We start from the raw sequence: 14,852 nt of genomic DNA, 5'->3' as shown, positions 1-14,852 counted from the left end.
TAAGAGTTTGGTCAAGAATTTTGTGCATGACTCTTGAGCATGCTAATACCAAGTAAGGTTTGTGTTTTGTTCGACTGATGTTGAAAAGATTAGCTACTGCTTAAAAAGATCTCAAATAGGTTCTATAGCGAACTTAGGAAAGCTCTCCAACCCCATCTTGACTGGCATGGAGCCAGACTCTCGTTTAAGCGCCATGTTCTTGCTAGCGCTGATCAAAGTAAAAACTGTCAACCTCAGTGAGCTGGCATTAGGTATGGGATGATTAGCTTTACCAGAGTCGAACTACAAACGCATGCAACGGTTTTTCCGAAAATTTGACATCGATTACACCGTGATCGCGCTTACTGGTGGTAAGTTGGATGCAAATTCCGTGTGGAGTGGGTATTGAGTCTAGATCGTACTACCTGGGAGTTTGGCTCTCGGTGCTACAACATCCTAACCTTAGGCATTGTCCATGAAGGGGTGGCCTTTCGAGTACTGTGGTGGATACTCAACAAAAAAGGAAACTCCAACAGCGATGAGCGGATGCGATTTATCGAGCAGTTGTACAAAATTTTTCCGGATGCTCAGGTCTCCTGCTTGTGCGCTGACCGAGAGTTCATTGGGTTTTGCCTGGGTACGCTATCTACGGCTCGTGCCATCAATGCCATTTCGATTGAGGATTCGAGCCACAGACAAGATTGAGCACAATGGCCGTTCTCTGGCAGCCCAAGTAGTCTTTGCCCACAGAATGGTGGTTCAATCCCAAACCCTCAAGGGAACTAGTCGCGTTTGGGGTCAATGTGATTGCCGTTGAGGGATTGCGCGAAGATAATGGCAAGCTTTTGGTGGTCATTGCTCCTGCCAACAGCGAGGGGCTGGTGGCCGATTATGCTTTGCGCTGGGGTATTGAAACCCTATGCAGGCATTTTCAAGACTCGGGGCTAATGCCATTGAATCGACTCACTTCACCGAGGCAGAGCGCTTGGGAAAGCTCTTTGCGCTTTTGACTTTGGCATTATGCTGGTCGATGCGAACAGGGTTATTCCTTCATCAGCTCCAGCCCATTTCGATTAAAAAACATGGTCGCCGGCAAGCGAGTATTTTCCGATATGGTCAAGACCATCTTCGTCATATTGTACTTAATCCTTCTTTCCTCAATCAAAGAGATTTTCTTCAATCTCTGCAGTTTTTGTCCTGTACTTAGGCTAAACACTTCTGCGAAGGATGCTGCACCTTGTGGAGAGTAAGCACATTAACAATCACTGCTGAGTATTCCCTCAAAATCTGAGCCCAGCAATTTTTCTAGTTCGGCAGAACTGCGGGTCGGGGCTAACATCAAGGCGCAAACTTGGTCACTGGTAGCGACCCATAACCAATACTTGATGCCATCTATACAATAAGTTGTTTCATCTTATCACCTAACTCCCGGCTATTTAATGTAAGGAGCGCCACTGTTGATAAGAAGGTTACTTGCTCTGTTGGAACCAACGCTGCATTTTTGCCAGACTCCCCTGAGAAATGGGAACCCCCAAGACATATAAAGGCAAAATACTCCTGTTTCCGCCATGTCAGGTTTCCGCCATAACCTAACCAGCCCACGATACTACAAAGTCTTCCCCCATAGCTGAATCCTTCTTTAACTCCCGGTGGCATCAAACTGTAACCAGACCACCTACAATTTGGGCATTTATACAAGGGGCGGCGATATTCCCTGATTTTTACTGGTTGCTCAACGACTTCAGCTACCTGCTGGACTTTCTCGCTTTGCTCCTTCGAGTGACTCTAAAGAACTTCCACAGACCAGACAGTTTTCCAGCTCCAAAGTGATTACTCGATCGGGAGTACCAAATCCATTGCGGGTTTTCCCGGGATGATTGTACTATGGACCACGTTTTTTTCCTTTTTTCCGTTTCTTTTTGTCGCTGGGCTTTTTCAGTTGATCCGATCAAGGAGGAACGGAACTGCGCATGAGAGTCACGGTTTTTGAGCTTCTCAAGAGAATCTTTTAGTTGTTCAATCTCCTCTTGCTGTGCGGAGATTTGGCGTTGTTGCGCCTCAATCAGACTTTGCTTTTTGACCAGTTGTTGCTCTTGCTCGATTAGCCATTCATAAATTCGCAGCACTGTATTTGCCATCTGCTCAAGGGCTATGGCCATGCTCGGAGTTGCCGGTCAGTGCGTAAGTCATAGTCATAGCTTTTAATATACATCATTCAAAAGACAAAACGCCCATTCCTCGCACTCAAGCCAGCCATTGGCCACCGCCCAATTCTCAATCTCGCGAGTGTATGTTGATCCGAGCCTTCCAATTCGGGTTGTGGAATCTTGCTGGAACTGACACACTGTGTACCAAAGGAGCAGCTATCCACTAGGGGATTGTCTTTTTCTCAATAGAATTGCTCACTTGCGGTGAGCAGTTACTTTTTTCCTTTTATAATGAAAAAAATGTAATCAATGGAAAAAATAATATGGACCTGCAAGATGTAAGAGAAGTAGTAAATTCTGAGGGGGTTGCCGCTCTTAGTTTGAGCAAGGGTGGATGGGAAGGATGGCTACAATGCCAGCTTTGGGCCTATCTAAGCCTTACAAAAAAGCAAACAGTAGAGAGAGAGGTGCTCTATCCTAATTCTAGGCAGCGCTGTGATCTGGTTGTGGGGTTTGCCGATCCTAAGCTTTGGGTTGAACTTAAAGCCTTTGGCATTTTCCGAACAGGGGATGAGGAGGAATTCCTCAATTCGATCGCTTACGATGTATTGAAGCTTAAAAACAGGCCTAACGGAAGCACAGCACTTGTTCTGGTGATTCTTCCCAAAGTGAGCAGTGAATGGTTTGAGACTGCAATTGAGCAGGGCCGCTGGAATGGATTTGAAAAACAGGAAGAAAAGTATGTAAACCTCTACTATATGACGCAAGAACGCATGAGTTTTTAAGCTGCGCAGATCCTTTGCGTTAGCAATTTACGCTTGCTACAAGTCAAAGTTTAGGGGTTGCTCGACAAAGCAAGAGGTTTACTCATCATTAATTATCCATCCGGTCAAATAACAAAAAGAGGAAATAGCAATGGCAATCCTGAAAGTACTTACTGATAAGTTTTACGGTATTTCTGGGAAAACTCAAAAATTAAATCAATTATATCAACGGTATATGAAAGAACGGGCCAAAATTGAAAAACATGGCGAAGCTTTTAATCAGGATTTAGATCATCTTAAAGCCATGATTGTCTACAACAGTGCCTTACTGATTATTGCTTCTCAAGTACGAATGAGCGATGAAGATTATGGTCAGTGGTTACTTGATCACAAAATCTACACAGTGGGCAACCCCGAAGTCAGTGAGGTTGCTGAAGTATTTGCTTTTGTGAGTGATCTTACTGGTGGCGTTGCAGTTGGAAAAGTAGTTAAGAATTTGGCACTAGCCTTAAAAAACAAAATATTTAGCAGTGCGGCGAAACAGGCAGGAGAAGAGTTAGGCGAAGCTGGCACAGAGGAAATATCTGAGATTCTCGAGATCATGGAAACAGAGGGCTTAGAAAGCGGGGTGACAATCGAAGGCGAAGAAGCGGCAGAGACATTGGTTGATACTGTAGCTGAAGACATAACTGAAGAAACAGTTGAAAGCGCTACAACCGGTTCATTAGGGGCTGCGGCGATTGGTGGGGCAATTGTTATTACTCTGGCTGTGGATGGCATTATCAGTGCTATTGAAAGTGCCAACGAAGCACATCAGATTGAGGATCAGACAAAAAAACTGGAAGGGGCGTTGAATAAAGTTAGTGTCTACTTAAAAGCATTGGATACCAAATGGGACAGTGTAAAGAATAGTCAAGTTACGGCACAAGAGAAGTTCCTGGCAAGTATGAAATTACTTGATAAAATCCAAACAGCAGATTTCGATTGGGGATATAAACCTGGCCTTGAAAATACGCCCAAAATTTTGGCGGCTATGCATGCAGCATCTGCACAATATGGTTACTTACAGAACATCAAAGAAAGCTGGCAACGGATGAAAGAAAATATGTCGGGTCTTACCTGGCAAATGTTCACCGAGTTCAAAAAAGCTGAGGCACCTGACAATTTGACAGAAAAACAGTTAGATGGTCTTTTCGCTTATGCCAGCCAGTATAGTCAATCTATGCAAAGTGCCCAAAAGAATAGCTAATACAGTATGGTAACCAATGTTAGGTAACTAATACCAACTTCATAAACTAGAGTTACATATTTATCACCGCGTCACCGCGTCTCCCATCTCCGCGTCAAATATACGTAGTCAACTTAAATGAAAATGGGATAAGGTGACCCAACATCAATCTATTAAGCTTAAAATAATTAATTTTGGGACACTGTTTTCGTTCGGAATTATGGGCAAATGAATGTACCAAGAGCATTTCACTCGATAATTATTTATAGGAAAATACAATGAGTATCTTTAATAAAATTGGCAACGGAATTTCTGACCTTGGTAAAAACATAGTGAAAGTCGCAAAGGAAAGCGTAAAAGAACTGGAAACTGCCGGGAAAACTGTTGTTAAAGGTATGCAAACTGCACAAAATGGGTTAACGAATTTGATGTATCCGGACATTCCGGAAAAACAGAAAAAAGTCAAATCCATGGAAAACCGCTATAATCAGCAACGCCAGAAGCTTACTATCGACACACACACATTTCAAGCCAACCTTAAAACCTATCAAACTATGGTGGCTTATAACGCTGCACTACTCATTTCGTTGACCGTACTGAAGATGAGTGATGAACCATATGTAAATTATCTGGCAACTATTGAAGAAAACTCTCCGCAGATATCGCTGAAATCTTTACCTGCCGACTTAGCCGGTGCAGGTAAAGAGATATCCTTTCTCGCAGGTGGTGTCACGACTCTAAGAGCAATTCGCATACTAGGTACTTTAGCCAAAAATGAGGTATTGAAAACTCCCCTAGTAGAAGGTGGAGTTGCTGAAGTCGTTGATGTGGAAGATTTAGCCACTGACGTAGTTGCATCGGGTATTGGTGAAGTTGTTGGCGAAGCAGACGGAGAAGTAATTGTCGAAGTTGCTGCTGAAGGGGCCGCTGAAGCTGGGATGGCAGAAACTGGTGTAGGTGTTGTTGCTGCCGCCGGATTATTTGCACTTTTTTCTGTCATTCAAGGAGCTGAAGAAGAACACAAATTGAATGAGGCAATCGACAAAATTAACGGCGCGCTCAATCAAGTGGATAATTACTTAAGGGACGTTGAGGAAACATTGGATAAAGTAAATTATGGCATCAAGAAAGAACAGTTCCGCTTCCTAAAAATTATGGGCGAATTCAATGCTATTCAAAAAGCTGGGTTTCATTGGCAGTACCCCGTCGGTTTGTCATCTAGTGCCTCTTTTAGTGCAGCTATGTTGCATGCTGTTGGTCAATATGGTTTTGTCAACCGAGTACGCAATGATTGGCAGAATTTGCACAAACATAACCCGTCTATGAGTTGGGATGAGTTCGTGCAACTAGAAGTCAACGAACGAGATTCTCGATATGTGACGGAGAATGAAGCCAAGCAATTCTTGGAACTTGTTAAGCAACGCAGTAAATCAATGCAGCAAGCTAAACCACCAATCACATTACCACCAAAGAAACTAGAGAATAATACGTTAGCAAACAGTACATGGATTATTCATGTGGGTGAAGCTAATATTACTTGTATCTTTAATGCAAACAATACTGTCTCCCAGATATTCCCAAATGGTCAATCGAAGACCCAGTATTGGTCTGAATCTAGTAATGGTAAGTTCGCCATCCTTGCACCAGACTCGACTATCAATCCTGACATCGACCAAGTGTACGCTGGAGAATTTTCAGGAAACACAGGAAAAGGTAATATATTCAGTTTTGGTATGGGAAAGACGCAAAAATTTACTTTAACGAGGGTTCAAGATTGAGTGCATCCCAATGTTGCGAGACTGAGTGCATCCCAATGTTGCAAGACTCTGTTCCAGAGAATTGCCCATTCAGATAAGCAGAACGATGGTGAAGCACTCCAAGGGACATTGTCTTGTGCCCATTGCGCTCCCGATATCTTAATCCGTCGTCCTATCTGTTTGACCGTTGACTCAATTGCACCATTACCAATGGATATACCAACGGCAAGGATAATACTCATAGTTGACAATTCGGTGTCTGTGCCGGAAGACAAACGTCAATAAAGTTAGTGACCCGTTCATGTTGCCAATCATTGAACTGCTCCTGAGGGGTGACATGAGCCCTGAAAAGCTTACTAGATAAGGCTTTGATGCTAATTATTTTAGAAAAAATAAACTCCAAAATTGACCCTCCTGTGATTTAATGGCAAGCTCAAACCCTTATAACTACGTCCAAGGTCAGCCCAAAACAGCATGTATCTTTTTGTAACACATCGGCTGAAAATATTAGCCAGTAAGGATTTCAACTTGTATGTCACCCCCTCAGGCTTGTAAGAGCTGATTTGTAAACTCGCTGTAATCCTTGTATGATAAGGCTTGCGCTCAACTAGAACAAGTGAACTATTTAATAGCCAAAAGAGAATCATAGCAAGGCTTTCAAGCTTCTTAAGATTTACTTTACAAATTAGCTCTAAGTAGGTGGGCATAAATAAACGTTAAAACTCAAAATCCGAAAATAAAGCTGGAATTCTCTATTCATAAGGGTTTCATGACTTTGAATTTCAATCGCTATTTTACACTTAATTATGTCCACCTACTTATTACCGTGAAGGGGGATTATCGGTATTTCAGTTCGCCTATCTAAGCAACAATTTTTCGCAAAAACCCAGGAATTTGTAGCTCTTGAAGCCATTTAAACCTACAACCCATCAATCTCATCCATACTCAACCCTGTATATTGGGCAATATCCTGAGCGGGTAACCCTGCCGCCTTCATCTGCTTAGCAATCTGCTGTTTTTCTTCCTGTCTACCTTCTGCTTTACCTTGTTTGATACCTTGTTTGATACCTTGTTCTATGCCTTGTTCCAAGGTTTCATCAATCAAGGTTTGGGTAACATTGTACATATCGCGGTAGACCTTCAGGCTATCCTGATACAGCGCTTGTTCCCTAGATGAAAAATTGGCAATCTCTGCAACATCAAATAGCTGGGCAAACACATCCTCTTGCAACGGTAATGGGGGTTCATTCAACTGGGCTAGGTGTTTTAATAAAAATAACCACTTGTCAAAATGGGACTCCAACTCATCAAGAGACTTGGTAAATTTGGGTAGCTCAACATAAATAAACTTGAGCTTATCGTAGAACACCTCACAGTGCTGATTTTTCAACTCCACCACATGTAGCAGTTCTGACTCGTGCTTGTGGTCATCAAATACAAAATCTAGGACGCCAACCGTATAAACTGCTGTAAGCTCATAGTTCCAAAATCCCTGTTGCGCCTGTTCTTGGATCGGGAAAGTAGAATAATATACACTTCTATCCTTAAACAAATTTTGCTTGGCCTTCTGCATTTCTACGATGAACCGTTCACCAGTCTCGCTCTGACAATAAATATCAAAAATAGCCCTTCGATCCACTAAGGTATTGCCCAAAAACTCTGGATTCTTAAAGGTGACATCCTTCAGGTGATGATGGGGAGGCAACAGAGTATTCAAGAAGTCGATTAGCAGTGCCTTATTTGGCTCAGTGCCAAAGACACGTTTAAAGCCGAAATCCGTGAGCAGGTCAATGTATTTATCTGGCAACGGGAAAACCATATCAAAATGCTTTTATGGCTGATAGGGAGTAGGGAGTCGGGAGTCGGGAGTCGGGAGTCGGGAGTCGGGAGTCGGGAACTTCTGATTAAAAATTATAACAATTCATTCTCAAAGTCCCCCTTTTTAAGGGGGATTTAGGGGGATCCCTTTGTACCTCATGATAAAAATAATTGCTATATATTTTTTCCCTATTGCCGTCTTGATGCAGTCGCTCATGGGGGAAACCCCCAAGACCGCGCTGCATCGCTATTCCCGATTCCCGATTCCCGATTCCCAATTCCCGATTCCCGATTCCCGATTCCCTACTCCCTAAAACCCAAAAATTTGTACCTCACCCAAATAATAACTGCTATATTCAATCCATAGCACTTCTGAAAAACTCAATTGTTTCTTTCAACGCCACAATAAAGCGATCAATCTCTTCAAAAGTATTATAAAAATACAAACTAGCTCGTGCTGTACCAGTCACTCCTAAACGATGGTGCAAAGGTTGAGTACAATGATTTCCAGAACGAATTGCTACACCGTCTTGATCCAACAGCGTAGACACATCACTAGCATCCAATCCTTTAATATTAAATGTTGCTAATGCTGCCCTACCTTTACCATCTATTGTTGGTTGGGGACCATACATGATTAGATCGGGAATTTCCTGCAACTGCTTAAACAAATAAGCGGTTAATTCCTCTTCATAGCTATGGATAGTATCCATACCCAACTCAGTCAGATAGTCTACTGCAGCACCAAGTGCGATCGCTTGAGCAATGGCTGGTGTGCCTGCTTCAAATTTATGGGGTAAATCCCCATAGGTGGAGTGGTCCAGAAATACCTCAGCAATCATTTCACCACCACCTAAAAATGGAGGCATCGCTTGCAGTAAGTCCAGTTTCCCATACAGAAAGCCAATCCCGGTGGAAGCACACATTTTATGACCGGATGCCACTAGCCAATCACAATTCATAGCTTGGACATCAATGGGCATATGGGGGATACTTTGGCAAGCATCAATCATTACCCTAGCGCCATAGTTATGTGCGATCGCAATAATTTCCTCTACTGGATTAATACATCCCAAAGTATTCGAGACATGAACCACACTTACCAGCTTGGTTTTCTCAGAAATCAGCTGTCGGAACTCTTCTAAATCAAACTCCTGAGTTTCGGTTAATTCCACATACTTTAGTACCGCTCCAGTTTTCTGAGCAATAATTTGCCAAGGCACCAGATTGCTGTGGTGTTCCATAACCGAGAGAATAATTTCATCTCCCTGGCGCAGATTTTCCAAACCCCAGCTGTAAGCCACTAAGTTAATCGCTTCCGAAGCATTGCGGGTAAAAACAATCTCTTGTCGTGACTGGGCATTTACAAAACTAGCTACCTTATCCCGTGCCCCCTCATAACCGTCTGTCGCTCTAGTGCTAAGGGTATGGACACCTCGGTGAACATTAGCATTGTCCATTTCGTAGTAGTGGCGCAGTGCATCCAGTACCGCTACCGGTTTCTGGGCAGTAGCCGCATTATCAAAGTAAATCAGCGGTTTACCGTTAACGTCCTGGTGCAAAATTGGGAAGTCAGCCCGGACTTGATCAGCAATGGTTTTTTCTTGAGTTAAGGTCATTTTACTATTGAACGTTATTCCGTTCCCGTTTTGAACTTATGACTGTTTCCGAAAGTCTTTGACGAAGAGAAGCTAGGGGAATTTGATTGATTATTTCTGCTACAAAGGCATCAATCAAAAGGTTACGGGCATCACTTTCCTTAAGTCCACGACTTTGCAAATAGAAGACTTCATCTGCTTCCAGCTGACTGACTGTAGCACCGTGGGAACATTTCACATTATCAGCTGTAATCTCCAACTGAGGCTTGGTATCAACTCTAGCCTTCGGCGATAGCAACAAATTACGATTTAACTGAGCTGCATTGGTCAACTGGGCTGCTTGAGGAACAGAAACCTTACCATTAAAGACAGCATGAGCTCTACCATCTATAATGCACTTTTGCAGCTGATTACTGATCCCATTGGGATGATTCAACATCACCGCACTATGAGTATCTGCTAACTGTTGCTCACTAATCGCCGTCAAGCCATTTAGAATCGTTTCGGTCCCCTCACCCATCTGAAACACTTCCAGAGTATGGCGAGATAACTTCCCCCCAAAGGCTACCCCATGGGAACTATAAAAACTATTCCGAGCTTGTGCGATCGCACTCTTGCCGACATGGAAAGCCTGGTTACTTTCCCCATCAACCCGGATATGAGTCACTCTGGCATTCTCACCAACCCATAGCTCCGTCACGGAATTGGTCAAATAAACACCCTGGGCGCTCGCCTCTTGGCCTTGCCAATACTCTTCCACTAAACTCAGCTGACTACCAGCCTCCGCCACCACCAAACAACGGGGCTGAAATAGCCTAGGCACCCCATCAGCCATGGAAACAAACAGCAGATGAATGGGAACCGTCACTTCAGTATTCCTAGGCAACCAGATCACCGCCACATCAGTCAAACCAGCGGTATTGAGCAGCGTAAACACATCGGTCGCCCCCTGCTGCTTGCCCAAATAATCAGCAATTCGGCTCTGATACTCTGATGGCAACTCGGCCAAATTCCCCACAAACACCCCTTCAGGCAACCCAGCCACAGAGGATAGCTCAGGGGCATAAATCCCATTTACAAATACTAATCGGCTGTTAATCGCCTCTGGCAAAACTACCGGACTAATATCCAAGGTGCTTGTATTAACAGCTACAGCAGCCTCAAAGGTCTCCTGGATCAGTGGCGACAAATCTGTAAACCGCCATTCCTCATCTTTAGTGGTGGGAATCGCCAACTCCTGAGCAATCCCCCTAGCGTGGTTACTTAGCTCTTGTAACCAATCCATCTCAACTGGATTATCCTGGCGACATTGCTCTAGCAGTGCCGACAAATAAGAAACCTCCCGTTTTACAGAAACTTCCATAGTCATTAGACACTCACCTCAGCAGTCTCGTCTTCTAGCACCCAGTCATAACCACGGGATTCCAACTCTAGAGCCAACTCCTTGCTACCAGTCTTGAGGATACGGCCATCTGCCATCACATGAACAAAATCCGGCTCAATATAATTCAGTAAACGTTGGTAGTGAGTAATCAAAATCATGGCATTCTCGCTACTTGCCAATTGATTCACCCCATTGGCCACAATCTTGAGGGCATCAATATCCAAGCCCGAATCCGTTTCATCCAAAATCCCTAGCTTAGGTTCTAGAAGTGCCATTTGGAGAATCTCATTCCGCTTCTTTTCTCCTCCAGAGAAGCCTTCATTGAGACTACGCTCTAGAAAGCTGGTATTCATTTTAACAATTTCCAGCTTTTCTTCAACTAAATCCTCAAAATCAAATGTATCAATTTCTTCCAATCCCTTGTGCTTGCGACGGGAATTGTAAGCCACCCGCAAGAAATCTAAATTACTGACACCAGGAATTTCCAACGGATACTGAAACGCCAGAAATACTCCAGCCAAAGAGCGTTCCTCCGGCTCCATTTCTAAGAGATTTTGCCCTAAAAAACTTACCTCGCCTCCTGTGACATCATAGGCTGGATGACCCGCTAATACCTTAGACAAAGTACTCTTACCAGAACCATTTGGCCCCATAATCGCATGGATTTCCCCAGCTTTAACTTCCAGATTCAATCCCTTCAGAATCTGGTTACCATCCACATCTGCCGTCAAATCCCGAACAGACAATATTATTTCACTAGTTTCACTAATCATTTCGACTTGATAATAAATGCTTTATCCCTTGGGGTGTTATCAGGTTGAAGGTTAACCGGTTGAATGTTATGAGGTTGAAGGTTAACCGGTTGAATGTTATGAGGTTGAAGGTTAACCGGTTGAAGGTTAACCGGTTGAAGGTTGAAGGTTCAAGGTTGAATGTTATCACGTGTAATAAATATTAGACCAGGTGGTGCGTTACGGGACGGACTTTCCCAACAGTGGCTACCGATAAAATGAGTGCGAGCCCGTCTTATCACGCACCCTACGCAACTAACTAGAAACCTTGGCCAAAAGGCCACGCTAAGCGAACAACCCGCTAACCTTCAATAACCTAACAACAAACTAACCTCGAACTTACTAACAACATTCAACATTCAACCTGCTAACAACATTCAACATTCAACCTGATAACCTTCAACATTCAACATTCAACCTTCAACCTTCAACCTTCAACCTTCAACCTGCTAACCTTATTTATCCGACTGTGCCTTCGAGCTTCAGGCTTAAAAGTTTATCTGCTTCAGCAGCAAATTCCATGGGAAGTTCATTGAAGACATCTTTACAGAAGCCACTCACCATCATGGAGATTGCATCTTCTTCTGAAATTCCTCGTTGAGCGAAGAAAAATAGCTGGTCTTCACCGATTTTGGAAGTCGAGGCTTCGTGTTCCACTTTGCCCATGTTGTTCTGGACTTGAATATAGGGAAAGGTATTCGCTTCAGCTGTATCCCCAATCAACATGGAATCACACTGGGAATAGTTCCGCGCCCCCTTGGCCTTCGGACCAATTTTGACTAGACCCCGGTAGCTATTTTTGGACTTACCAGCAGAAATCCCTTTAGAAATGATGGTGCTGCGGGTATTTTTACCGATATGCACCATCTTGGTACCCGTATCCGCTTGTTGGAGATTGTTGGTTAGAGCAACAGAGTAGAATTCACCAATGGAATTGTCACCCACTAGAACACAACTGGGATACTTCCAAGTAATCGCGGAACCAGTTTCTACCTGAGTCCAGGAAATCTTCGAGTTAACTCCTTTGCACAATCCTCGCTTGGTAACAAAGTTGTAAATCCCACCTTTACCATTTTTATCCCCAGCGAACCAGTTTTGCACCGTGGAGTATTTAATCTCAGCATTGTCCAGGGCAACTAGTTCCACCACAGCTGCGTGCAGCTGGTTGCTATCGTACATCGGCGCAGTGCAGCCTTCTAGGTAACTAACATTGCTCCCTTCTTCCGCCACAATTAGGGTACGCTCGAACTGTCCAGTATCTCCATTATTAATCCGGAAATAGGTAGACAGTTCCATCGGGCATTTGACTCCTTTGGGAATATAGACAAAGGAACCATCACTGAAAACAGCAGAATTGAGAGCAACAAAGTAATTATCTGCCACAGGAACAACACTACCCAGGTATTTCCGCACTAACTCTGGGTGTTCTTGCAAAGCTTCCGAAATCGAGCAGAAAATTACCCCCGACTCAGCCAGCTTGTCTTTGAAGGTAGTGGCGATCGAGACACTATCAAAGATGGCATCCACTGCTACATTAGCCAGCCGCTTTTGCTCAGATAGGGAAATCCCTAATTTATCAAAGGTTTCCAGTAAAGCTGGGTCAACTTCGTCGAGGCTATTGAGTTTTTCCTTCTTCTGTTTGGGTGCTGAGTAGTAGATAATCTTTTGGTAATCAATGGGAGGATAGGTGACATGGGGCCAGGTTGGCTCGGTCATTTTCTGCCATTGTCGATACGCCTTTAGGCGAAACTCCAGCATGAACTCGGGTTCGTTTTTCTTAGCCGAAATCAGACGGATAATATCCTCATTTAGTCCACGAGGAATGGTATCCGCTTCAATATCTGTGACAAAGCCGTACTTATAGGGCTGGTTGACTAATGTCTTGACAGTGGCAGTCATCGATTTAGTGCTCTCTTATCATTAAGGATTCAACAGAGTTACAAACACAGTGATAGCTTGTTCGCCTTTGACTTTCCCGTAGAGTAGGTTGGCAGCTTGGAAGGTTAGAGGTTGTAGACTCCGGCTAGCGACTGCATCAAGACAGCGGCTTGCTTTTATCGCCGGTTACAACTACAATCCATAGCTTCCTCATGCCCACGGGATGTGATCTGGTTACTGGGTGGATTAAAACAACGTTTTTGTTGTTTAACTCTATTCTAGGTTATATTAACAACAAACATGTTGTTAAAGTCAAGAGAATTTAGATTAAATAGAAATAACGGTACCGACAAGCACCAAAGGGAAGCCTGAGTGCCCTTCCCCTGTTACCCAATCCCCAACTCCTAAGCCCATGATGCCTACTCAGCAAACTTCCACTAAGCGAGACATCTTACAATATCTCCTCAAACAGGATCGAGCAAGAGCCCAGGAGTTAGCCACAGCCATAGGGGTTAGCCCCCAAGCTATTCGACGTCATCTCAAAGAATTGGAGGCAGAAGGGCTAATTGAGTACAAAGCTGTTCAAAGTGGTATGGGGCGTCCTCAACATATCTATCACCTCTCTCGCCAAGGACGCGATCGCTTTCCCCATCATTACGGAGAGTTTTCCGTTTCCCTGCTCGATACCATGACAGAAACCTTGGGTCGTGAACAGACCAGCACGATTCTACAAAAGCAATGGCAACGTAAAGCTCAAGAATACCGGGAGTGTATCGGGAATGGTACAGTGCGAGAGCGAGTAGCCAAGTTAGTAGAACTGCGTAGACTAGAAGGTTATATGGCAGAGTGGCACACCCCAGATAATGGTAATTTAAATAATGGCCTTAGGGAGCAGTATATTTTAACTGAATACAATTGTGCTATTTCCAACGTTGCCGAATCTTACCCCAGTGTCTGTGGTCATGAATTGGAAATGTTTGCCGCCGTATTGCCAGATTGTACAGTGGAGCGTACTCACTGGCTAAATAATGGAGAGCATCAGTGCGGCTATTTAATCACAGGGCCAGCAAATAACTAACATGCCAATAACTAAGCCTGTAAGCTATCAGCTTACAAATTATATAGTCAACCTTGAAAACCCTTATGGCTGATTCCCAGCAATCCTCAATCCAATTCTTAACTCCGGAAGAATCCGCTGATGTAGACCAAGCATTGCTCTCTTCCCCAGAGAAATTTTTAACTCGTTTAACAATTTCTTCCCTCAGACTTTTGAAGCATATTTCACAAGATACTGGGGTGCCCATGGAAGAGTTGACCCATCAGCAGATCATCGATTGGTTTGAGAAGGATAGTAAGATTCGGCGAGAACAAGGGGTTGAGGCAGCATTTTTGAAATGGTAATTAGAAGTGATTCATTGGACTTGATATAATCGGTTGTTTGTTCATAGTTTACTGCCTAGTACTGTTGACAAACAAACCTCAACAAAACCTAATCAAAAATCAGTAAT

The 14,852-nt window shown here is 43.7% G+C and carries 11 protein-coding genes and 3 pseudogenes; 7 read left to right on the top strand and 7 right to left on the bottom strand.

Annotated features, from left to right (window positions below):
- The first annotated feature begins 108 nt into the window (after positions 1 to 108).
- Positions 109 to 1,186: pseudogene (locus F6K46_RS25670) on the top strand (IS4 family transposase).
- Between the two features lie 51 nt (positions 1,187 to 1,237).
- On the opposite strand, the pseudogene F6K46_RS25665 reads toward F6K46_RS25670, so the two are convergent.
- A pseudogene (locus tag F6K46_RS25665) lies at positions 1,238 to 2,138 on the bottom strand (transposase); the annotation flags it as partial.
- 239 nt (positions 2,139 to 2,377) lie between these two features.
- Between F6K46_RS25665 and F6K46_RS25660 the strand changes: the two are divergent.
- The 3 genes from F6K46_RS25660 to F6K46_RS25650 all read left to right on the top strand — a co-directional run bounded on the left by F6K46_RS25660 (position 2,378) and on the right by F6K46_RS25650 (position 5,896).
- Complete coding sequence (locus F6K46_RS25660) at positions 2,378 to 2,911, top strand: hypothetical protein (protein WP_293060876.1); 534 nt, start codon at positions 2,378 to 2,380, stop codon at positions 2,909 to 2,911.
- Between the two features lie 130 nt (positions 2,912 to 3,041).
- Positions 3,042 to 4,139 carry a hypothetical protein gene (locus tag F6K46_RS25655; RefSeq protein WP_293060878.1) on the top strand — a complete coding sequence of 366 codons (1,098 nt, stop codon included), beginning with the start codon at positions 3,042 to 3,044 and terminating at the stop codon, positions 4,137 to 4,139.
- 257 nt (positions 4,140 to 4,396) lie between these two features.
- Positions 4,397 to 5,896 (top strand): hypothetical protein, encoded by a 1,500-nt coding sequence (locus tag F6K46_RS25650; protein WP_293060880.1) that lies wholly within the window; start codon positions 4,397 to 4,399, stop codon positions 5,894 to 5,896.
- Positions 5,897 to 5,960: 64 nt separating this feature from the next.
- Here F6K46_RS25650 and F6K46_RS25645 read toward each other — a convergent pair.
- Together F6K46_RS25645 and F6K46_RS25640 are read right to left on the bottom strand one after the other, a co-directional pair.
- Positions 5,961 to 6,151: pseudogene (locus F6K46_RS25645) on the bottom strand (ISKra4 family transposase); the annotation flags it as partial.
- Positions 6,152 to 6,794: 643 nt separating this feature from the next.
- Positions 6,795 to 7,694: an Rpn family recombination-promoting nuclease/putative transposase gene (locus F6K46_RS25640; protein ID WP_293060882.1), complete on the bottom strand. Its 900-nt coding sequence runs from the start codon at positions 7,692 to 7,694 to the stop codon at positions 6,795 to 6,797.
- Positions 7,695 to 7,700: 6 nt separating this feature from the next.
- Here F6K46_RS25640 and F6K46_RS25635 point away from each other — a divergent pair, with 6 nt between their 5' ends.
- Positions 7,701 to 7,832, top strand: a complete 132-nt coding sequence (locus F6K46_RS25635; protein ID WP_293060884.1) for a hypothetical protein — start codon at positions 7,701 to 7,703, stop codon at positions 7,830 to 7,832.
- Positions 7,833 to 8,049: 217 nt separating this feature from the next.
- Here F6K46_RS25635 and F6K46_RS25630 read toward each other — a convergent pair whose 3' ends face one another.
- The 4 genes from F6K46_RS25630 to sufB all read right to left on the bottom strand — a co-directional run bounded on the left by F6K46_RS25630 (position 8,050) and on the right by sufB (position 13,365).
- Complete coding sequence (locus tag F6K46_RS25630) at positions 8,050 to 9,312, bottom strand: SufS family cysteine desulfurase (protein ID WP_293060885.1); 1,263 nt, start codon at positions 9,310 to 9,312, stop codon at positions 8,050 to 8,052.
- 4 nt (positions 9,313 to 9,316) lie between these two features.
- Positions 9,317 to 10,660, bottom strand: coding sequence for a Fe-S cluster assembly protein SufD (sufD, locus tag F6K46_RS25625; RefSeq protein WP_293060886.1), 1,344 nt, complete (start codon positions 10,658 to 10,660; stop codon positions 9,317 to 9,319).
- Positions 10,660 to 11,448, bottom strand: coding sequence for a Fe-S cluster assembly ATPase SufC (gene sufC, locus F6K46_RS25620; RefSeq protein WP_293060888.1), 789 nt, complete (start codon positions 11,446 to 11,448; stop codon positions 10,660 to 10,662). The genes sufD and sufC overlap by 1 nt, the downstream gene beginning before the upstream one ends.
- A 477-nt stretch (positions 11,449 to 11,925) precedes the next feature.
- Positions 11,926 to 13,365, bottom strand: a complete 1,440-nt coding sequence (gene sufB / locus F6K46_RS25615; RefSeq protein ID WP_075899490.1) for a Fe-S cluster assembly protein SufB — start codon at positions 13,363 to 13,365, stop codon at positions 11,926 to 11,928.
- 391 nt (positions 13,366 to 13,756) lie between these two features.
- Here sufB and sufR point away from each other — a divergent pair, with 391 nt between their 5' ends.
- Both sufR and F6K46_RS25605 read left to right on the top strand, forming a co-directional pair.
- The gene (gene sufR, locus F6K46_RS25610; RefSeq protein ID WP_293060890.1) at positions 13,757 to 14,422 is read left to right on the top strand and encodes an iron-sulfur cluster biosynthesis transcriptional regulator SufR; all 666 of its coding nucleotides are present in this window, start codon (positions 13,757 to 13,759) and stop codon (positions 14,420 to 14,422) included.
- A gap of 53 nt (positions 14,423 to 14,475) precedes the next feature.
- A complete protein-coding gene (locus F6K46_RS25605) occupies positions 14,476 to 14,745 on the top strand; it encodes a hypothetical protein (RefSeq protein WP_293060892.1) in 270 nt (89 codons plus the stop codon).
- The last annotated feature ends 107 nt before the right edge of the window (positions 14,746 to 14,852 follow it).

This window comes from Moorena sp. SIO3E8 (assembly GCF_010692445.1).
GTDB lineage: Bacteria > Cyanobacteriota > Cyanobacteriia > Cyanobacteriales > Coleofasciculaceae > Moorena > Moorena bouillonii.
This window is presented reverse-complemented; position numbering and strand designations above follow the sequence as displayed.

What these genes read in the sequence shown, in the direction of transcription:
- F6K46_RS25655 (WP_293060878.1), top strand. Translation starts at nt 3,042, where the DNA reads ATGGCAATCCTGAAAGTACTTACTGATAAGTTTTACGGTATTTCTGGG.
- F6K46_RS25650 (WP_293060880.1), top strand. Translation starts at nt 4,397, where the DNA reads ATGAGTATCTTTAATAAAATTGGCAACGGAATTTCTGACCTTGGTAAA.
- F6K46_RS25640 (WP_293060882.1), bottom strand. Translation starts at nt 7,694, where the DNA reads ATGGTTTTCCCGTTGCCAGATAAATACATTGACCTGCTCACGGATTTC.
- F6K46_RS25635 (WP_293060884.1), top strand. Translation starts at nt 7,701, where the DNA reads ATGCTTTTATGGCTGATAGGGAGTAGGGAGTCGGGAGTCGGGAGTCGG.
- F6K46_RS25630 (WP_293060885.1), bottom strand. Translation starts at nt 9,312, where the DNA reads ATGACCTTAACTCAAGAAAAAACCATTGCTGATCAAGTCCGGGCTGAC.
- sufD (WP_293060886.1), bottom strand. Translation starts at nt 10,660, where the DNA reads ATGACTATGGAAGTTTCTGTAAAACGGGAGGTTTCTTATTTGTCGGCA.
- sufC (WP_293060888.1), bottom strand. Translation starts at nt 11,448, where the DNA reads ATGATTAGTGAAACTAGTGAAATAATATTGTCTGTTCGGGATTTGACG.
- sufB (WP_075899490.1), bottom strand. Translation starts at nt 13,365, where the DNA reads ATGACTGCCACTGTCAAGACATTAGTCAACCAGCCCTATAAGTACGGC.
- sufR (WP_293060890.1), top strand. Translation starts at nt 13,757, where the DNA reads ATGATGCCTACTCAGCAAACTTCCACTAAGCGAGACATCTTACAATAT.